The following is a 20,340-nucleotide window of genomic DNA, read 5'->3' as shown; positions in this document are numbered from 1 at the left end:
TTCTTAAGTCCTTTTCCTATTACGCTACATGCTTGATTATTAGCGAATTATATCCAAATTCAGCTAATTACTACTCAGCGCAACTACATAATTTGGAGCATTCACACACACTTTTCCAGTTCTTATGTGAGGTCATCAAATTTAACTTCTGATCTTAATCGACTCTTATTTCGGAGCATTCCTTCCGAACGTGCTAAAAGATTCAATATCTTTGGAATGATTGACAGAAACAACCATTTTGAGGGATTCTGCATTAACACGCAAAGGGTTGCCAGTTCCCTCGACTACTTTTCGTTTAGAGTCATAATGCCACTTAACTTATTGATATAATTAATACGACAGATAGTCCTAGAAATATGAAAAAATCACAAGAGAAGACATTGTTTCATAATAGAGATGTTGAGATTTGAAAGTTCGCAAAACAAATATGGGTACAAAATAAGAATACCATAAAAGTTTCATCTTTAAACCTGAAAGACACTTGCGAATGGCAAACTTTCTTATAACTTTGTGATGATTATTATAAAACATAGAATAATACTAAAAAGAAAATATGAAGAAAGGAATTGATATCTTTTCTGGAGCAGGCGGTATGAGTCTTGGAGCGATGAATGCAGGAATTGATATCGTTTTAGCAATAGATAGTGATACTAATGCCGCTAAAACGTTTGCACGAAACCATCCAAATTCAACATTTATTATTGAAGATATTTGCAAGATACAATTAGAAAAAAAATACAAAGAAGATGTATTTGTTGTTCTGGGGGGACCACCATGCCAAGGGTTTTCATTGTCAAATACAAAAACAAGAAATACAGAAAATCCCAATAATTCTTTATTTAAACAATTTCTGCGTATAGTGCGTGAAGTAAATCCCCTTTGGTTTGTTTTTGAAAATGTAGAAGGAATTACAAATTTCAACAAAGGGAAGACTGTACTTGAGATTAAAAAAAGTTTTGATGATTTAGGTTATCAAACAAAAGAGGATGTTTTATATGCATCGGATTATGGAGTTCCTCAACATAGAAATCGTTTTTTCATGGTTGGTAATCGCATAAATATAGAGTTTGAATTCCCCCCTAAAAAAACAGAATCCGTAACAGTTGAAGAAGCTATTGCAGATTTACCAAATCTTAAAAATGGTGATATGTATGAATGTTTACCATATAAAATGCATAGCGATTTGAGTGAATATGCTGAATTAATGAGAAAGAATTCTACTAATTCCTCGCAAAACTATGTGTCTCGAAATGCCGATTATGTTATAGAAAGATATAAATACATAAAGCAAGGGGAAAATTGGAAAGCCATCCCCGAACATCTAATGGCCAATTACAAAAATAAGAATAATTGTCATAGCGGAATTTATAAAAGATTAGAAGCAAATAAACCATCTGTAGTAATATCTAATTATAGAAAGAATATGTTGATTCATCCAAGTTCCGATAGAGGGCTTTCTGTAAGAGAAGCTGCGCGATTGCAAAGTTTCCCTGATACATTTAGATTTGAAGGAACTTTAATGCATATTCAGCAACAAATAGGTAATGCCGTTCCACCATTATTGGCAGAAGCCATATTCAAACAAATATTGAGTTATGAAGACTAATGTTTCAAGCTTAAAATTTAAATTCGATGTCAGTGCATATAGATTGCTCGGCCGCGAATTAATTACAGACAGAATTACAGCTTTGTTTGAACTTGTAAAGAATAGTTATGATGCAAATGCCGAAAATGTAACCATCGAATTTATTGATGTAAATCCTCTCACTGAAAAAAGTAAGATAATTATTCGGGATGATGGCATCGGGATGGCTTATGAAGATATTCGGGATAAATGGATGGTTATTGGTACAAGCAGCAAACGCAAAAATACAGAATCACCCGCCCCGTATCATCGAAAAGTTGCAGGTAAAAAAGGAGTAGGAAGATTTGCTGTAGATAAGTTAGGCGCAAAACTTCTTCTTAGAACTAAAAAAGAGAATTCTTCAAAAGCAACTATATTAGAAACTGACTGGACCTTTTATTTTAAAGAGGAAAATCGACAACTCCAACTTAATTTTGATGGAGAACAGAAACTTTTTACTGACATTGAAAATAATGTATGGTTTGAAGATGTACCCGATAATTCTCATGGCACAACACTTGAAATCACGCATATAGCAGATGTATGGTCGGAAAATGATATTAGCAGAGCTTATAAGGAATTGGCTAAAATAATCCGTCCTAAATTTATTCAAAAATACCCTTTTAATGTCTATATAAAAGCACCATACGAGAAGTATAAGGAAACAAGAATTGAAAGCCTTGCTATTGAGCATGCAACTTTAACCATTGAATTGGGTTTCAATGCAAAGCAAGATAAACAAGAAATCTTGGCTGTAGAAAATGGAGAACTGAAAAAGATTTTAGTACCTAAGCGTGCGTGCGGGCTCGTAAATATAACCTTATATTATTATGACCAGAAAGCAAAAGCTAAATTTAATAAATCCACAGACGAAAGAGTTGATGGCATTAAAGTTTACAGAGACGGCTTAATTGCGACTCCGTTTGCTGAATACAATGCTAACCGTGACGAACAAAAAGATTTATTCGGAATAGATAAAAGACGCTGGTCTGGTTTCTTCGACAAGGTAGGTACAAGAGATCTATTAGGCTGGATAGATATTTCAGAAAACAGAAATCCGATGATAATAGATGCTACCAATCGACAGGATTTTGTAGATAATGATGCATGGCGTGAACTAAAATCGTTAGTCATAGAGCAAATAAAAAAAATAGAAGAAGCTCTGAAGAAGAAGAAAACTATTGAGCGAATTGAATCCAAAACAGAGTTTGGCAATGCTAATTTAGAACTAAAAACAGTCAGAGAAAAAATAAAGCAATTAGAGCAAGTCACCGCTCTTGATGACCCTATTAAGATAAGATTAGATGAAGTATCAAAAGATATTTTAAAGATTCAAGCCACAGTAAATAAAAGTTTCAGCGATTATAGAAAACTTGAAGAAGAGAAAAAGCGGCAAGAAGACCTTTTATTTAGCCTTGTCTCCTTGCAAACCTATGCCTCCATGCTGTCACATATAACACGAACAGCAGTTGGAAGAATCAAACGACAGGTTGAGTTTATAACAAAATGGTTGCCTACTGGTACAAAGAATGACAGCTGTGAAAAATACAGCAGATATGTGTTCAGTGAAATGAAAAACCTTGATAGGGCTGTTGATTTTATGCTAAAATATGCGAAAGATGATCAGGACTTTGAAAACATAAATGTGAAAGATACATTAGAAAATATCTTCAATAATATCTACCAAACAGAATTTGATAAACACGGAGTAAAGGTAATGTTTGAAATAAACAAAGAACTCACAATCCGTTATAATCAAAAAGCTTTTGAAGATATGTTTGATAATTTGATTAGTAATTCATTAAAAGCTTTTAAAGACATAAAAGAACGAATTATAAAATGCAGTTGTGTTGTCGAAAAAGACAATTTGATAATCTATTTTTCTGACAACGGTTGCGGAATAGCAGATAGCGACCGCCATCGTATTTTTGATGTCTTTTATACAACCACCTCCGAAGAAGGGGGCGCAGGTCTGGGTTTATTCATCGTAAAATCACGCTTAGAAGCTATACATGGTTCTATTGAATTGATTGAAAATGAACTTAAACCTTCGGGTACAACATTTAAAATTTTATTTCCATTTAAAAAAGATTGATTATGGCCAAATTAGATGTGAACATTATTATCATAGATGATGACAGAAAATTTGAAGACGATCCTTTTGTAGAGGAACTTAAAGAAATCTACGAAGATGTTATTTTTTTTAACAATTCCCAAGACGGGCTTGATTATATAGAAAAACAAATAGATCAGGAAATGATTGTTGTGTTAGACTTGGGATTTGCTTATAATATGCCTGACGGTCATGAAGTGCTTAGAAGAATCAGAGAAATGACATCCCTTATTCCCGTAATAATCTGGAGCGGAAAAGATGAAGATAAAGAAGTTTTTGCCGATTTGATTGAAAATAGGGCATTTGCTTTCATCAAAAAAAGTGCTTCAACCGAAGAACTTTTGGATATTATCAAGAAAGCCTACGATTATATGCAAAGCAATATTAGTAACGTTATCGAAGAATGGATAAAAGGGCACCCTGAAGAAGCTAAAGAACAGCGATTTCTGACTTCCACCGATGGCAAAGATTATACCTTAAATGATGTTTTAAAAGAAATCAGACTACAAACTGAGTTTGGCCTGGGAATCGAAAAAAGTATAAATAAACTAACTATAGATCTATTAATGCGTAATAAAGAGAAATTACAATGATAAACACAGTTATAATTTATGATCATGATGATGAAACATTAGGTAATTTTTTCTGTTTATGCGCGGATGATGTAGAATTTATTCCAGATAAGGCTATAGCAGAATTGAACGTAATTAAATTAAACTCCGATGATGTAACTGTAGCAAACCTAAGTACTCACATGGTAAAATACAATCAGGAAAGATTTATATTTCTTGGCTTTATGCATGGTTCTAAAGAAGCTATGGTTTTGAGTGGTACAGAGAATATAGTTACGTTAACTACAAATCATTATCTTTTCAGTAATGCTTTTATATATAATTTTTCATGCTATAACGGAACTGATTTAGCCGATGTATTATTACAAAACAACGCATTAGTTTTTTGGGGGTATTCCGATAAAGCTTGGGTTTGTTATGCATGTTTAGATGAGTTTAAGAAATGTGCATTATCCGGGTTGTCTCATTTTCTTACGGGAATTAATGTGGAAAGTTCTCATCGACTCATGATAGAAGACATAAATGAAACAATAGACAAGCTGTACGCCAGCAATATGTTTGCTGCGAGTACTTTATTAGAGAATAGGGATGCCATAATAGTGAAAGGAGATAAGACACTTACATATTTTGATCTTTTATATTATTAAAGCATTGACAAAATTAAGTTGACTTCGTTATCAAACGAAATTAATTTAAATTCGGCTAATGAAAACCATCAAGAAGTATTAAATTGCTTTATATTAATGTCCGAAATTTGAAGACAGTCACGCCATTGGTGCTTTTACGGTAGAATTATCTGATCACATCGCAAATAGTAATATTCAGTATTGGACATATGGGCACTCACATTGCAATATTGAAAAACTGATTGGTAATACTCATTGTATTTCAAATCAGTTGGCCTATGTGTTCAATGATGAACACCTGTCTCTCCAACGCGACAAGGTTATAGAAATATAATCCCATGTAGTCATAGACAGTTTACTTGAATTACCAGTGCAGAGTGCAAGCCTTTATATATAAAGGGCTCGCACTCTTCACTGGGCTTGGACTACAGAAAAAAGATAAATCATTAATTTAGCATAGCTCTACTCCAACCATTTTTGATCGTTTTTTTGTACATAGAATAGTGCCTCATGTACAGACTTGCATTTATCAATAAGATACTTCTGATGTCACCAGGGAATTGAGAATAATGGGTTGTCTTGAAATTCACCCTCAACTTGGGGGTAAATTATATCACCCATATTATGAGTTGTTTGAATTTCACCCCCAGCTTGAGGGTGGGATTCTTCAGATATTTGTTGGCTATACTGCTTACTATTTGCATAAAATTGATAAAATCGTTTACAGTAATTTAGATTAGACTAGTAACTGAGAACCCTTGCGTATCAGGGAATTCTCTCTTTAATTCTTTACTTAAACGAGAATAAAATCCACTTCCCCATACTGCATCTATTTGGCGAACAACTATGTCCTGTCCTAAATCCCAATATAATTGTAGTAATTCGGAATTAACCTTAACGGCTGCTCTTAATTGACTTTGTCGAATTCTTCCCTTCAAATCAATCAACCATTGTCTAAATTCAGATTCCTTTATTATATCTGCACTCATATATACTTTCCTTTTTTTATTTCAATTGCTTAATTCAACAAATTTACGAATCCTTATCAATCACTCGAAATTGCCAATATTGCCAGAATTGCCAACCTCAAGAATAAGAACGAAAACATACCACCTCTAAAATTCTGTCCAACTCTGACTAGGAATGTCCAATGTACTTTCAGAGGCTTTGCTAAGTGGAGTAAATATGTGATAGAAAAACAAAACAATCATTTGCACTGAATGATTTTCTTTTATTTCCAGTATGTTTGCATCGTTTTCACTGCAACTGAAAACAGAGCATAGCAATTGAAAATACATGGATAAAATTATCATAGCAGGAAAAGAAATGCCTTTTAGGCTTTTAGACAAGTCTGAATTGAAGGGTATTTATGTAGATGCCAATAGCCATGCCAATGGTGTTCTTACAGTAGAATTAGCTGATTACATCGAAGATAGCAATATTCAGTATTGGATATATGGACTCACATTATAATGTTGACAAACAGATTGGCAATACTCTTTGTGTTTCAAATCAGTTGGGGTATATATTCAACAATGAACACCTGTCTTTCCAACGCGACAAGATTATAGAAATATAATCTCATGTAGTCATAGACAGTTTACTTGGACCACCAGTGCAGAGTGCAAGCCTTTATATATAAAGGGCTCGCACTCTGCACTGGGCTTGGACCACAGAAAAAAGATAAATCATTAATTTACAGAACATTTGGTTATTAGGCCAAAAAGTTGTATTTTCGAACCTGAAAAGAAAAGAAGAGAAGTAATATTCTCTATTCTGAGAGACATCTATAACAAAATGAGTTTTGTGGCCATTTGGTGTCCAAAGTTTATTGACAATTTGTAATGTATTAGAAATAAGCCGATTATACGCATGGTTCATATTCCAGGCGGATCACAAGAAAAACCTTGATAATCAAAAGATTATCGAGGTTTTTTCTTTTCCAGGCAGTCCGAAAGAACTGGGGCAATGGAGTTCTGCTTCTGAGAAAGTTTCTCATTCACACTGAGAAAGTACCTCATCACCCATGAGGTTATTTCTCATTACTCCTAAGGCTATTTCTCATTACTCCTGACGCAATTCAACCAGTGACACTTGTGATATTAACATGTGACTTTCAAACTAGAAAAACAAACCAATCCCCACTGAGAAACAAACAGTTATATCACTCCGTGTGACTTGTGATATATTTCCATCATAAAAACGCATGTATAGAGTGCACCTGCACACACACCCTTTTCATCCACCTTAAAAGAGCAAACATCCACCTCAAAAAGACAAATATCCACCCTGTTCCAGCAGACGGCATCTATCTTTGCTGCTATTAAAACTAATACAGTCAATCAAAATGAAAAACAAACACCTAAAGAAACTGTACTATTGCGTTGTTATAGCCTGCTGTACTGTAGCATGTGCAGAAACCGATCACGGCGAAGAGAGAAGTCAGACCGTGACATTCGTTTCGGGAGTAAATCAATACCAAACCCGTATCAATCAACAGGGAGACAGTTGGAACGCAGGCGACGAGATCGGTATCTTTATGACCAAAAGCGAACGCTTTGAGATCTGTCAGGGAGCATCAAACATACCCTATGTATCTCAAAAGAGTGAATCCCCCACCCTTTTTACACCCCAAAACAACAGTATATATTATGATGAAGAATATGGCGTTGTAGACTTCAAAGCCTACTACCCCTACACCCCTTCCATACAAAATAATGACTACCCGGTCAACCTCGCCAATCAGGCAAGCGATCCAACCAGGCACGATTTACTTTACGCAGAAAGCAAGACACATACGTACGAAAACATAAGCAACGTCACCCTCCCCTTTACACATCAATTAAGTAAATTAAAAATAAAGATCGTGCTCAACAGTGGATTAACCTCTATCACTTCCGTCGCCATCCACGGAATGCATACCACCGCACAATTCAACCTGGAAACGGCAAATCTCATCGACAAAGGCGATATAAGCGCCATTACCCCCTACTACAACTCGGAAACGGCAACATCCGAAGCCATTATAATGCCCCTCTCACTCAACACAAGCCATTGGGTAGAATTTGTAGTGGACGGCAGCACCTATAAATGGATAATCACAGAAAACAAAGAAAACATCGCAGCCCTCGAAAAAGGCAAATCCTACACCTTCCAAATTACCATAGACGAGCAGGTCACAGCAACACTGATCGAGATTGAAGACGGATCAGTATCTCCCTGGGCAACGGAGAAAAAGGCCAACGGAGAAGCAAATTCAGAAGATGCGCAACTGGCCAACTACAAAGCCCCTGAATATAAGGATAACTATTCGGGCATAGCCGCCTGGAATAAGCGCTACAACTGGAACCTGGCCAACGTACACGACCCTACAGTAATCAAAGCCGACGATGGGTATTATTATATGTACCAAACAGACGCCTCATACGGCAATGCGCACGATGGACACGGACATTTTCATGCCCGTCGTTCGAAAGACCTGATAAACTGGGATTACATGGGAGCCACCATGGGCGAAGTACCCACATGGGTAAAAGAAAAGCTTAACGAGATTCGTACTCAACAAGGTTTACCGGCAATAGAAAACCCAACCTACGGATGTTGGGCGCCAGTCGTTCGTAAAGCTGCCAACGGAAAGTATCGCATGTATTACTCGATTGTAATCGACAATTACATAAAAACAGGTGCGTTCAACAACGCCACCAATTTCGATAACTCCTGGACAGAGCGCGCCTTTATCGGGTTAATGGAAACCGACAATCCTGCTACAAACAATTGGGAAGACAAAGGTATGGTCATCTGCTCCTCTTCCGATAAAGAAATGAACAACTGGACCCGCTCCAGTTTAAACAATTGGGATGCCTATTTTAAATACAACGCAATAGACCCAACGGTTATTACCACCCCCGAGAACGAAGATTGGATGATCTATGGCTCCTGGCATAGCGGAATTGCAGCCGTTCAACTCGACCCCGCTACCGGTTTGCTGTTGGATCAGGCTGGAGTGCCCTGGAACATCAGCACCCCCTCGGCCTACGGACAAATGGTATATACGCGCGGAAGTCGCTGGCAAGCTTCCGAAGGTCCCGAGATTGTGTATAACCTCGAAACAGGCTATTACTATCTCTTTATGGCCTACGACGCCTTATCGGTTGCCTACAATACGCGCGTAGCACGCTCCACCTCCATTACAGGCCCTTATTATGGCATCGACGGCACCAACGTAACCACAGGAGGAACCATCCTTCCGGTAGTCACCCACCCTTATAAGTTCAGCGAAGGCGATGGCTGGGTAGGCATCTCGCATTGCGCAATATTTGAAGACGGAGCCGGCAATTGGTTTTATACTTCACAGGCACGTTTCCCCGAAAACGTTTCGGGTATTCATGCCAGCAATGCCCTGATGATGGGACATATCCGCAGCATACGCTGGACGGAAGATGGTTGGCCGTTGGTGATGCCCGAACGCTACGGAGCCGTACCCCAGGTAAGAATTACAGAAAACGAGCTGATCGGTACATGGGAACATATCGATCTTGGATACAGCATAAATCAACAAAAAGTGGCCATCGACATGGTATTTAGCGAAAACCACACCATCACTTCCGGCACATGGAAGGGAGCAACATGGAGCTACGACGAAGAAAAACAGATCCTCACAGCCAATGGTGTAAAACTCTACTTGCAACGCGAAGTAGACTGGGAAGCCACACCGCGCCAACATACCATCGTGTATGCAGGATATACCACATCGAAAACCTACTGGGGTAAGAAGAAGAATTAATAACTTTAAATACGGAAAAACATGAAAACGAAAAAAATGATAGGATGGCTGACCGCATGGGCAATATGCCTCAGCGCATGTAGCAACGACCACAACGAAGAAAATCAATCAAGAGACGTACACTTCTTTTCGGGAGTAAACCGATACGAAACACGTGTCAACGAAGAGGGCGACAAATGGAGCGCAGGTGATGTCATCGGCGTATTTATGACAGAGAACAACAGCAGCGTTGTGGTAAATGGTGCAAGAAACATTGCTTATACAGCACAAAACACCGCGCAAAGCACCCCCTTCGCCCCAGCCAACAGCGATGCAGCAATCAGCTATCCCGATGGAGGAAGCACAGTCGATTTCATTGCGTATTACCCATATAAGGAAAACGCCGAAAGCTTTATTTACCCCATCAGCATTGCCAATCAAGCTACAGGCTTCACTAAAAACGATTTGCTTTATGCCGTCAGCCGCAATCATAATGAAACGAATGCAACGAATGTATCCCTAAGTTTCACTCATCAGTTGAGTAAAGTAAAGATAAGTGTGGTTCTGGAAGATGGACTTTCCGAAGTGTCTTCTGTAACCATACATGCTACAAACACAGCTTCTTTCAACATAAAAACCGGAGCAATAGAAGATAAAAGCGACATCAGTACAATTATCCCCTATAATAAAGAAGCAAATGTTTACGAGGCTATCCTGATTCCCACCGTACTTAACAACGCAAACAAAGTAGTATTCAGTATCGATGGGGCTAAATACGAGTGGATAATAATGGAGAATGATGCTTCAATAACATCTTTAGCCCCCAACACCTTCTACACGTTTACAGTTACCATCAACAACAGTCGTGTCGTAGCAGAACTGGTATCCATAGACAACGGTTCAGTATCACCCTGGGAAGAGGAAACAGGCTCAGGATCAGCAGAGAAGATACCCGGTTCCGAAGAAAGCGCCAAACTACCCGAAGCTGTATACTTCAATTCCTTCGACAGCAACGAAGGGTTAACCATTGTAGGCGGAGGCAGCTTCGTAACAGACAGCGAATTTGGAAATGTATTCCAGAATGCAACCGGAGGCATGCGGACCAACTACCTACTCCTTCCGGAAGATATCCTTTCACACTCAGCCGTTACACAAGAAATGTCTATCGGTGTATGGGTAAACGCAAAAAACGCAGGAGAATCTTCAACATACGCATGGAGTCCATTGTTTACAGCACATGGTGCCGCACCTATGGATGGAGCAAACACATGGCCCATGTTCGCACTACAGTACCGGGGAGTGATGCAGATAAATTGTGCCGGATATTGCGACTTTAACGATGCGGACAATGTAGCAGGGGTCAACACGCTGTATCATAATGCTACCGATTGGCTGGCCGACGGCGAATGGCACTACTACATGGTAACAATGACAGCAACTACCGCATGCGTTTACTTTGATGGTGCACTTAAAAACAAATGGGTCATCGATGGTTCCACCGATGGACAAGTCTTGGACGGACTGTTCAACGCGGGTGCGGAACTGAAGTATATCGCATTAGGTGGAAACCAAGCCTTTAATTACGGCGATCCCGATCCAGGGTTTATGTTCGATGACTTTGTTGTTTATGACAAAGCATTAAATGAGAGTCAGATTGCAGCCATTATTGGGAAGAAGTAAGGACATTGCAAGACTGTCTCAAAATAGAAGAACCTGTAACATAGCCGTAAAATGGTTTAAAAGGGAGCAACTATAAACTAATATTCCAAGAGATGATCCAGAATCCTGCTTTCGTACCACGGATCACCTACCTCTTTCAGTTTGGCTCCCATCTCTTTACAGAGCGAAGTAAAAACCTCAGCATGTTCCTTTGGTGAAAGGTTATTCAGTTGATAAGGATCATTCTCGTCATCGAACATCAATGTTTTTATTAACTGATGCCTTTCCCTATCTATGTAAAGAGCCAATGTATACCGGGCGGTCTTTATGCCTCGCGAGGAAGGGAAGTAGTTTTGCACCAATCCATCAGCATCCTTTTCGCCATCCAGATTCTGAAAATAAAGCACTCCTGTGGGGTATTTAACCGAAGTATCCTTCCCCAGAAACAGAGGCGCAAAGTTCTCTCCTTGTACCTCTATCGGTATCTTCTCTTCCAATCCACTCAACCCAAGTAATGTAGGCATGATATCGGGAGTAGAAAGAAGCAAGTGGTCCACCCCCGGAGAAATGTGTTCGGGATAACGTATCAGGAATGGCACATTCATAGCCTCGGCATAAGGAGAGTTCTTAGCATCATCAATAGACTGGCTGCACATGGTTTCGCCATGATCGGAGGTGAAAACCACAATCGTATTTTTATCTAATCCCAGTTCTTTCAGAGACGCCAATATCATGCCGAAAGCACGGTCTACCCCGGTTACGGATGCATAATAATACGGGGTAGATTTTGCTTTATCCATTGCTGCATTGGCGTTCGGACGTACCAGCAAATCGCTCAATGGAATATCTTTATAAAGACTATAATCCTCCTCCATGCAGTCGTCCAGCGATTGATAGGGGCTATGCGGCGGATTCATGCTCACCATAACGAAGAATGGCTTACTACTATCCCGTTGTCCCCGTTCATTTTTCAGGTACGAAACAACTTCTTGGGCCTCGTGCAGTGGCGACCACTCACGTATTTCATGCCGCTGGCCATTCGTATCCCAATAATGAGGCTTCTTATGCTCATCAAACGTTCCATAAGAATACCAGTAGTTGAACCCGTGCCGGCGGGATTCCGGTGTGTACGCATCCCATGCCGGGCGACGGGATTCAACATATTGACCCGGATTCTCCGGATCGTTGGGGGTTGGAAAATCAAGATGCAGCTTACCGAAATATCCGCAGTCGTAACCCGCCCGGCTAAGTACATCGCTTATACATACCGCATCTTCACGCAGCGAACTGAAGGGACGGGTAGAGTTACAATTTAAAGGCACGCCGCTGCGGTGCGGATACATGCCGGTCAACAGAATACCCCGGTGCGGGCTACTTAAAGGACAGTTGCTCATGGCCGAGGTCAACACCATCGACTCACGGGCAAAAGCATTTAAGTGAGGGGTGTGCACCGGGTCTCCCTGAAAACGTACCTGTTGTCTGTACCCTTCTTCGTTCCAGAAACCCATAGCATGGTTGCGGAGCTGATCGGGAAATATATAAATGATGTTAGGCGAAGTAATCTCTTTTGCCTGAGGAGCCTTGCAGCCAGGCAGTGTAAGTACACCCAGCCCGGCCATTAACAGGTTTATACGACTCTTCATGTGTATTCGTTATTTGGTTTCCAAGTCTCTTTTACGTATCAATCCTTCCAGGAAATAGTAGTCGGCATAATTCAACGGTACATCAATTTCCGCCCCGTGAGGAATACTTCCTACGGAATGCATCAGGATGAAGTTCCCGTTCTCGCCCACCTTTGCCCGGTATGCAGGAGTCGATAGGTTCTTCAGTATCTTATCGGCGGTATCTTTATATCCTTCTTTCGGAAGATACGTATGCATTTCATACAGTGCCGAAGCCGTGCAGGTTGCAGCAGATACATCACGAGGCTCATTCGGGATATTAGGAGCATTGTAATCCCAATACGGAATCAAATCGGCCGGCAGATTGGGGTGCGTAAATATAAACTGGTAGATTTTGCGGGCCTGTTCCAGGTATTTCACATCGCCCGTATACCGGTAGCACAGCGTATAACCATACAAAGCCCATGCCTGTCCGCGTGCCCATGCCGATTCGTCGGCGTATCCCTGGGCCGTTTGCTTTTTACGCACTTCACCCGTTTCAGGATCATAATCCACAACGTGATAGCAACTGTTATCCGTGCGGAAAGCATATTTCATCGTAGTATCCGCATGTTTAACGGCTATCTGATAGAAAGTAGAATCGCCCGAAAGCCGGGTACCTTCGAACAGCAACTCCAGGTTCATCATATTATCTATAATCACCGGGCACTTCCAACCGCGCTCCGCCTGCCAACCTTTATCGGCATCCCAGGATTGCGTCACCCCGGCATTGGGACGAAAACGGCTGGAGAAAGAATGGGCAGCCTCTATAATAACCTCTTTATATTCTTTTTTATCTGCCAGGCGATAGCCGTTCAGGTAACTACACCCAATCATAAACCCGATATCGTGGTGCCACTTGAGGTATTTTACCGAATCCAGGTCTTCCGTATACTTCTCGGCCAGGGGTTGCCATTTAGAATCGTTTGTCAGTTCGTGCAATAACCACATGCTGCCGGGGAAAAAGCCACTCGTCCAGTCATCAATAGGAATATAAACAATGCTTCCATCCTCCCGGATAGTTCGGGGATTCAGAACGCGTCCGGATTGTTCGATCAGATTCGTTTGTATAGTGTACTGGTTCACTGCATTCACTATATTATCTTCTATCAGACTGTCTTTTGTAGCTGCGCCATTGTTACAGCTAAACAGTAAAAGTGATGAAACCGCACATAGTCCTAAAAATGTTTTCATGCTATCTAATTGTTATAAATTTCGTTGAGAGCAAAAATAATACTAACCTTAAAAAATAAGTTCACAAATAATTCATTAAAACAACAATATTGTCTAAATAGCATTTTTTACATCTACTCTCAGACCTCCTGCAAAAGGAATTGGTACACAATCGTTCAAAGAACTCCAATTTAATACATTTCCTTCAGCAAGCCACCTCAAACCATAGATATATTGAGCAAAAAACATATATTTGTGATAAAGGCATCATATAACAAGAATGAGATCTATTTCCAAACACTCCAAAGTGAAAGTATTTTTTACGCTGATGTGGCTCTTCTGTTGCATCACTTCTACTTTTGCACAAGGACCCAATATAACCTTCAGTCACCTAACTACCGACGATGGACTATCACAATTCTCGGTAAACAGTCTCTATATCGACGAAAAAGGTTCGGTATGGATTGGAACCCGCGAGGGACTAAACCGGTATAATGGTAACGATATTAAAACCTATAAACTACAAAAGAACGACCCCAACAGCCTGTTCTGTAACAACGTATTACGGATAACAGGCAATAAAAAAGGCCAGGTTTACCTGTTATGCACCGAAGGGGTGGCCGAGTTCGATCTTGCCCAACAGAAGTTTACAACCCTGATACAAGGAAACATCAGCAGCATTTATTACAACGAAAGGCTCTATATCAGCATAAGAAACGAAATATACATCTATAATGAAGAAACCCGGAACTTCGACCTTTATTATCAACTCGCCGGAAAGGACATTACCATCACCTGCCTGTCGCTGGATGCGAATAACGACCTGTGGATCGGAACCTATGCGGGTGTCTATAAACTTAAAAACAAGAAAGACATCTCACTCCCTATACCCAAAGGCAACATCATCAGCATCTATGAAGATTCATCGAAAGAACTGTGGATCGGGAGTTGGGAGCACGGCATATATCATGTAGACCCCGAAGGTAATATCCACAATTTCAGGCACCGGCCCAATGATCCGGCAAGCCTTTCATCCGACTTTGCCCGCTGGTGTTGCGAAGATAATATAGGCAACATCTGGATCGGGACTTTCAACGGACTTAACCTTTACCGGAAAGACACCGGTACATTCCATAACTACACCGCCCGGAAAGACGAACCGGGAAGCCTTACACACTCTTCCGTCTGGTGTATCGTAAAAGATGAGCAAGGCACGCTTTGGCTGGGTACGTATTTTGGCGGACTCAATTACTTCAATCCGGAATACGAGATATATGATTATTTCAGAGAGTCGACTGTGGAGTCCGAGGGACTTAGCAGTTCCGTAGTAGGGCGAATGTTGGAAGACAAAGAAGGCAACCTCTGGATATGTACCGAAGGTGGAGGCATAAATGTGTACGAGAGGAAGAAGAAACGCTTCAAGTGGTATCTATCGTCGGGCACAGAAGCCGGCAGACTTTCCGGGCAGAACATCAAAGCCATTCATTACGATAAAGAGAAAGATATTATGTGGATAGGCACCCACCTCGGAGGGTTAAACAAACTGGATTTGAAAACCAATCATTTCCGGAACTACCGCATGCGGGAGGGAGACGCGTCTACCCTACCATCGGATATCGTCAGAGATATTGTGCCCTATAACGACCTGTTGGTTGTAGCCACACAGAATGGAGTTTGTTTGTTTAACCCGCAAACAGAAACATGCACCCAACTCTTCGCTGACAAAAGCGAAGGCCGGATGATTCAGATGATAGCCGACCTACAGTTCGATAAAACAGGAATACTCTGGATGGCCGTAACGGGCGAAGGAGTGTTCTCTTACGACTTTAAGTCCGATAAACTCGTTAATTATCGCTACAAGGCTGGTTCGCCGAACTGTTTAAGCAACAACAACGTCAACAGCATAGCAGAAGACAGTCAGGGAAACCTGTGGTTCTCCACATCCGGTAGCGGACTGGATCTTTACAGGAGGGAAACCAATGACTTCGAGAACTTCGACTCGCACAAGAACGGCTTGTCGAGCGACTGTGTTTACGAGGTATTCGAGTCTACCACAAAAGGCCGGTTATTAATGATCACCAACCAGGGCTTCTCTATATTCGATTATATCCGGAAAACCGTTCAGAACTACGGCAAAGAGAATGGTTTCCCTTTGACGGCAACAAACGAAAATGCACTGTACATGACACAAGACGGAGAGGTCTTTATCGGAGGAGTGAACGGTATGATCTCCTTTTACGAGAAAGACCTCAACTTTACGTCCAAGCCTTACAACATCAATTTAAGCCGGCTTATAGTGAACGGCGAAGAGATCCAACCGGGCGATGACACCGGAATCCTTAAACAGGCCATTTGCTATACAGACGAGATTACGCTGAAAGCCAGCCAGTCGATGTTTATTGTAGAGTTTGCCACATCCAACTATATCCCTGCCAATGAGAAAGAAATCATTTACCGCCTGGAAGGGTTTTCACAGGATTGGAACCGGACGCGCGGACAGCATTCTATTACGTACACGAACCTGAATCCGGGAGAGTATAAACTAATCATCCAATCGAGCAACGACAATCAGTTGATAGAAAGAAGTGTGCTGAAGATAACCATTCTTCCTCCGTTCTATAAAACAACCGTAGCCTACCTGATATACATTCTCGTGATCGGAGCATTGTTGTGGTATTTGATTGTTACATACAATTCGCGTATCCGCCTTCGGGAGTCGTTGAAATATGAGCAGAAGCATCTGAAAGATATAGAGGCTCTCAACCAATCGAAGCTCCGTTTCTTCACCAACATTTCGCATGAGTTCCGTACCCCGCTTACGCTGATTGTAGGGCAGGTAGAGTCTTTGTTGCAATTACAATCTTTTACTCCTGTTGTATATAATAAGGTGTTAGGCATTTATAAGAACAGCCTTCAACTGAAAGAACTGATCACCGAATTGCTCGACTTCCGTAAACAGGAGCAGGGGCATATGAAGATCAAAGTCAGTCCGCACAACCTGGTCGAATTCCTGTACGAGAACTATCTGCTCTTTCTGGAATATGCCAGTAATAAGCAAGTCACCCTGAATTTCAACGATGAAGTCAAAACACTGGAAGTGTGGTATGATTTCAGGCAGATGCAGAAAGTGATCAACAACTTGTTGTCGAATGCCTTGAAGCATACTCCGGAGTATGGCACGATTACGATGGGAGTTAAACAGGAAAACAACCATGCCGTTATTGAAATTACAGATACGGGATCGGGCATCAAACCCGAAGAGATAGACAAAATCTTCGACCGTTTCTATCAAACAGAGCAAATGGACTCGCTCTCTACCGGCGGTGGAACGGGCATTGGGCTTTCACTGACCAAAGGTATTGTAGAATTGCATCATGGAACGATTCATGTGGTGAGCGAACCGGGACAACAAACAACCTTTACTGTCACCATGCAGCTGGGCAACAAACACTTCACTGCCGACCAGATAGGTAAAGTCGATGAGGTTCAGCAAATAGAATCGAAAGTACCGGACATAGAAGAGATACCGGAAACCGAATGGGAGGAAACATCACCGCGCAACCGCATTCCCGATGCCAAGATGCTGATTGTCGAAGACAACGATTCAATCAAGACCATGCTTTCGGAAATCTTCAGTACATTCTACCAGGTAATTACAGCCTCGGATGGAGAGGAAGCATTGAGGAAGGTACACGAAGAAATGCCGCACATTGTACTGAGTGACGTGGTGATGCCGCGTATGTCGGGCACCGAATTGTGTAAGGAGATTAAAACAAATCCGGAGATATGCCATATCCCCGTTGTATTGCTTACTGCCCGAACGGCGATTAAACATACCGTAGAGGGACTGCGTATCGGTGCAGACGATTATATCACTAAGCCTTTCAACATCAACATTCTGGTATCCCGTTGTAATAACCTGGTGAATTCAAGGTTGCTTTTACAGGAGAAATTCAGCAAGCAGCCTCAGACTTTTGCCCAAATACTGGCCACGAACCCGATAGACAAGGAAATACTCGACCGGGCGATTGAGATTATCGAGAGTCACCTGGACGACACGAGTTTCAATATCAACACCTTCGCCCGTAAAATGGGAATGGCACGTACCAACCTGTTTGCCAAGATCAAAGCGATTACGGGACAAACGCCTAATGATTTTATTCTCACGATCAGGCTTAAAAAGGGAGCGGTTATGCTTCGCAACAACCCGGAATTGAATGTTTCCGAAATTGCTGATAAGATCGGGTTTAGTTCTTCGCGCTATTTCAGTAAATGTTTTAAGGATGCTTATCATGTTAATCCGCTGGCGTATCGGAAGGGAAAGGATTCTGACGACAAAGAGGAGGAGGAAGAGGAACTGTAGAGAAAACCACACCACGCCTGCAGGTACATTTTCGGAGTAATTCTGAACGCTATTACCCTTCTATCACGATATAATCGCTTATTTTTGAATCAACAAATTCAAAACCACAGCGAATGAAACCTATGAAAAACGATCTTCCGATTTGGTCACTCCTTTCCGGTATTGCTTTGCTTTCCGGTTGCGGCAGCAGCTCCCCCAAGACGGATAAGGACCAGCAAGCGCGAAAGCCCAATGTCATCTACATCTTCTCGGACGATCTGGGGATTGGCGATTTAAGTTGCTACGGCGCCACTCAGGTACGGACCCCCAATATAGACAGGCTTGCCGGACAAGGTGCACAGTTCACCAATGCTTATGCTACTTCCGCTACCAGCACCCCCTCCCGCTTCGGGTTGCTCACCGGCATGTATCCGTGGAGACAGGAAAATACAGGCATCGCTCCCGGCAACTCGGAGTTGATTATCGATACCACCTGCGTAACCCTGGCCGATATGTTCAAAGATGCCGGATACAGTACCGGCGTGGTAGGCAAATGGCACCTCGGGTTAGGCCCTCGCGGTGGTACAGACTTCAACCGGAAGATCACCCCCAATGCCCAGAACATCGGGTTCGATTATGAATTTGTCATTCCCGCAACCGTAGACCGCGTGCCCTGTGTATATGTAGAAAATGGCCACGTGGTTAACCTCGACCCCAACGACCCGATCACCGTTAACTACGAACAAAAAGTCGGCAACTGGCCTACGGGCGAGGAAAACCCGGAACTTGTAAAGTTAAAGCCCAGCCAGGGACACAACAACACGATTGTCAACGGAATCCCCCGCATCGGTTGGATGACAGGCGGAAAATCGGCTCTCTGGGTAGACGAAGATATTGCCGATGTGATTACCTGTAAAGCCAAGCGTTATATTACCGACCACAAAGACCAATCCTTCTTCCTTTATATGGGTACGCAAGACATCCACGTGCCCCGCATCCCCCACCCCCGGTTTGCCGGAAAGAGTGGTTTAGGCACACGTGGCGATGTGATCCTGCAACTCGACTGGACCATCGGAGAGATTATGCACACCTTGGATAGCCTGAAACTAACAGACAACACCATCCTTATCTTTACCAGCGACAACGGTCCCGTTATTGACGACGGATATCAGGATGAAGCCCTCGAAAAGTTAAACAACCATACCCCAATGGGTATCTACCGCGGCGGAAAGTACAGTGCCTACGAAGCCGGAACCCGGGTTCCTTTTATTATACGCTGGCCGGCAGGCATCAAACCCTGCAAGCAACAATCTCTTTTCTCGCAGATTGATGTATATGCTTCGTTGGCTAAACTGCTTAACCAGCCGCTCCGTCCGGGTGCTGCACCTGATAGTCAGGAACAGTTAAATACCTTATTGGGCAAGGATGAGCGTGGAAGAGAATATGTGATTCAGCAAAACCTGAACAATACGCTTGCATTGATCAAAGGCAGTTGGAAATACATCGAACCAAGCGATGCGCCTCAAATAGAATACTGGACTAAAATGGAATTAGGCAATGAGCCCAGGGCGCAATTGTACGATTTATCTGTCGATCCTTCCGAAACCAATAATGTGGCCAAAGAGCATCCTCATGTTGTAGAGCAGTTTTCAGTCCTACTTCAACAGATAAAAATGAAGAAATAGTTCGTAAAAAAGCAAATATCTTCCATGTGGACTAATTCGTACTATTTCTGAACAATAGCTAAACAAGCGCTCGCCCGTTTTGAATTAATTTTGAGAAAACAATCATGCAATACTACCTTTTAA

Annotated in this window: 12 protein-coding genes; 9 read left to right on the top strand and 3 right to left on the bottom strand. The window is 41.7% G+C overall.

Features of this window, described 5'->3' with window-relative positions:
• Positions 1-553: 553 nt before the first annotated feature.
• From D0T87_RS11090 to D0T87_RS11075, 4 genes are read left to right on the top strand one after another with little or no spacing between them, the layout of a single operon-like run.
• Positions 554-1,606: a DNA cytosine methyltransferase gene (locus tag D0T87_RS11090; RefSeq protein ID WP_163175194.1), complete on the top strand. Its 1,053-nt coding sequence runs from the start codon at positions 554-556 to the stop codon at positions 1,604-1,606.
• Entirely contained in the window at positions 1,596-3,719 is a 2,124-nt protein-coding gene (locus tag D0T87_RS11085; RefSeq protein ID WP_163175193.1) for a sensor histidine kinase, read from the top strand. The genes D0T87_RS11090 and D0T87_RS11085 overlap by 11 nt, the downstream gene beginning before the upstream one ends.
• Before the next feature lie 2 nt (positions 3,720-3,721).
• Positions 3,722-4,330, top strand: a complete 609-nt coding sequence (locus tag D0T87_RS11080; protein ID WP_163175192.1) for a response regulator — start codon at positions 3,722-3,724, stop codon at positions 4,328-4,330.
• Complete coding sequence (locus tag D0T87_RS11075; protein WP_163175191.1) at positions 4,327-4,956, top strand: hypothetical protein; 630 nt, start codon at positions 4,327-4,329, stop codon at positions 4,954-4,956. The genes D0T87_RS11080 and D0T87_RS11075 overlap by 4 nt, the downstream gene beginning before the upstream one ends.
• Positions 4,957-5,666: 710 nt before the next feature.
• Here the strand turns inward: D0T87_RS11075 and D0T87_RS11070 are convergent.
• Positions 5,667-5,924 carry a DUF1016 N-terminal domain-containing protein gene (locus D0T87_RS11070; RefSeq protein ID WP_163175190.1) on the bottom strand — a complete coding sequence of 86 codons (258 nt, stop codon included), beginning with the start codon at positions 5,922-5,924 and terminating at the stop codon, positions 5,667-5,669.
• 307 nt (positions 5,925-6,231) lie between these two features.
• Between D0T87_RS11070 and D0T87_RS25080 the strand changes: the two genes are divergently transcribed.
• From D0T87_RS25080 to D0T87_RS24220, 3 genes are all read left to right on the top strand, one after another.
• Positions 6,232-6,408 (top strand): hypothetical protein, encoded by a 177-nt coding sequence (locus D0T87_RS25080; protein WP_370526842.1) that lies wholly within the window; start codon positions 6,232-6,234, stop codon positions 6,406-6,408.
• A gap of 874 nt (positions 6,409-7,282) precedes the next feature.
• Positions 7,283-9,718, top strand: coding sequence for a fimbrillin family protein (locus D0T87_RS11060; RefSeq protein ID WP_163175189.1), 2,436 nt, complete (start codon positions 7,283-7,285; stop codon positions 9,716-9,718).
• A 21-nt stretch (positions 9,719-9,739) separates the two neighbouring features.
• The gene (locus D0T87_RS24220) at positions 9,740-11,377 is read left to right on the top strand and encodes a fimbrillin family protein (RefSeq protein ID WP_203558670.1); all 1,638 of its coding nucleotides are present in this window, start codon (positions 9,740-9,742) and stop codon (positions 11,375-11,377) included.
• A 77-nt stretch (positions 11,378-11,454) separates the two neighbouring features.
• Here the strand turns inward: D0T87_RS24220 and D0T87_RS11050 are convergent, their stop codons facing one another.
• Together D0T87_RS11050 and D0T87_RS11045 are read right to left on the bottom strand one after the other, a co-directional pair.
• Positions 11,455-12,999 (bottom strand): sulfatase, encoded by a 1,545-nt coding sequence (locus tag D0T87_RS11050; protein WP_163175188.1) that lies wholly within the window; start codon positions 12,997-12,999, stop codon positions 11,455-11,457.
• 9 nt (positions 13,000-13,008) lie between these two features.
• The gene (locus D0T87_RS11045; RefSeq protein ID WP_163175187.1) at positions 13,009-14,211 is read right to left on the bottom strand and encodes a glycoside hydrolase family 88 protein; all 1,203 of its coding nucleotides are present in this window, start codon (positions 14,209-14,211) and stop codon (positions 13,009-13,011) included.
• Between the two features lie 286 nt (positions 14,212-14,497).
• On the opposite strand from D0T87_RS11045, the gene D0T87_RS11040 reads away from it, so the two are divergent.
• Positions 14,498-18,553, top strand: a complete 4,056-nt coding sequence (locus D0T87_RS11040) for a two-component regulator propeller domain-containing protein (protein WP_370526841.1) — start codon at positions 14,498-14,500, stop codon at positions 18,551-18,553.
• Between the two features lie 122 nt (positions 18,554-18,675).
• Positions 18,676-20,217, top strand: a complete 1,542-nt coding sequence (locus D0T87_RS11035; protein ID WP_163175228.1) for an arylsulfatase — start codon at positions 18,676-18,678, stop codon at positions 20,215-20,217.
• Positions 20,218-20,340 lie beyond the last annotated feature (123 nt).

The sequence above is a fragment of the Bacteroides sp. 51 genome (assembly GCF_010500965.1).
GTDB lineage: Bacteria > Bacteroidota > Bacteroidia > Bacteroidales > Bacteroidaceae > Bacteroides.
This window is presented reverse-complemented; position numbering and strand designations above follow the sequence as displayed.

Excerpts from the sequence above, each read along its gene's own strand:
- D0T87_RS11090 (WP_163175194.1), top strand. The coding sequence starts at position 554 with ATGAAGAAAGGAATTGATATCTTTTCTGGAGCAGGCGGTATGAGTCTT.
- D0T87_RS11085 (WP_163175193.1), top strand. The coding sequence starts at position 1,596 with ATGAAGACTAATGTTTCAAGCTTAAAATTTAAATTCGATGTCAGTGCA.
- D0T87_RS11080 (WP_163175192.1), top strand. The coding sequence starts at position 3,722 with ATGGCCAAATTAGATGTGAACATTATTATCATAGATGATGACAGAAAA.
- D0T87_RS11075 (WP_163175191.1), top strand. The coding sequence starts at position 4,327 with ATGATAAACACAGTTATAATTTATGATCATGATGATGAAACATTAGGT.
- D0T87_RS11070 (WP_163175190.1), bottom strand. The coding sequence starts at position 5,924 with ATGAGTGCAGATATAATAAAGGAATCTGAATTTAGACAATGGTTGATT.
- D0T87_RS25080 (WP_370526842.1), top strand. The coding sequence starts at position 6,232 with ATGGATAAAATTATCATAGCAGGAAAAGAAATGCCTTTTAGGCTTTTA.
- D0T87_RS11060 (WP_163175189.1), top strand. The coding sequence starts at position 7,283 with ATGAAAAACAAACACCTAAAGAAACTGTACTATTGCGTTGTTATAGCC.
- D0T87_RS24220 (WP_203558670.1), top strand. The coding sequence starts at position 9,740 with ATGAAAACGAAAAAAATGATAGGATGGCTGACCGCATGGGCAATATGC.
- D0T87_RS11050 (WP_163175188.1), bottom strand. The coding sequence starts at position 12,999 with ATGAAGAGTCGTATAAACCTGTTAATGGCCGGGCTGGGTGTACTTACA.
- D0T87_RS11045 (WP_163175187.1), bottom strand. The coding sequence starts at position 14,211 with ATGAAAACATTTTTAGGACTATGTGCGGTTTCATCACTTTTACTGTTT.
- D0T87_RS11035 (WP_163175228.1), top strand. The coding sequence starts at position 18,676 with ATGAAAAACGATCTTCCGATTTGGTCACTCCTTTCCGGTATTGCTTTG.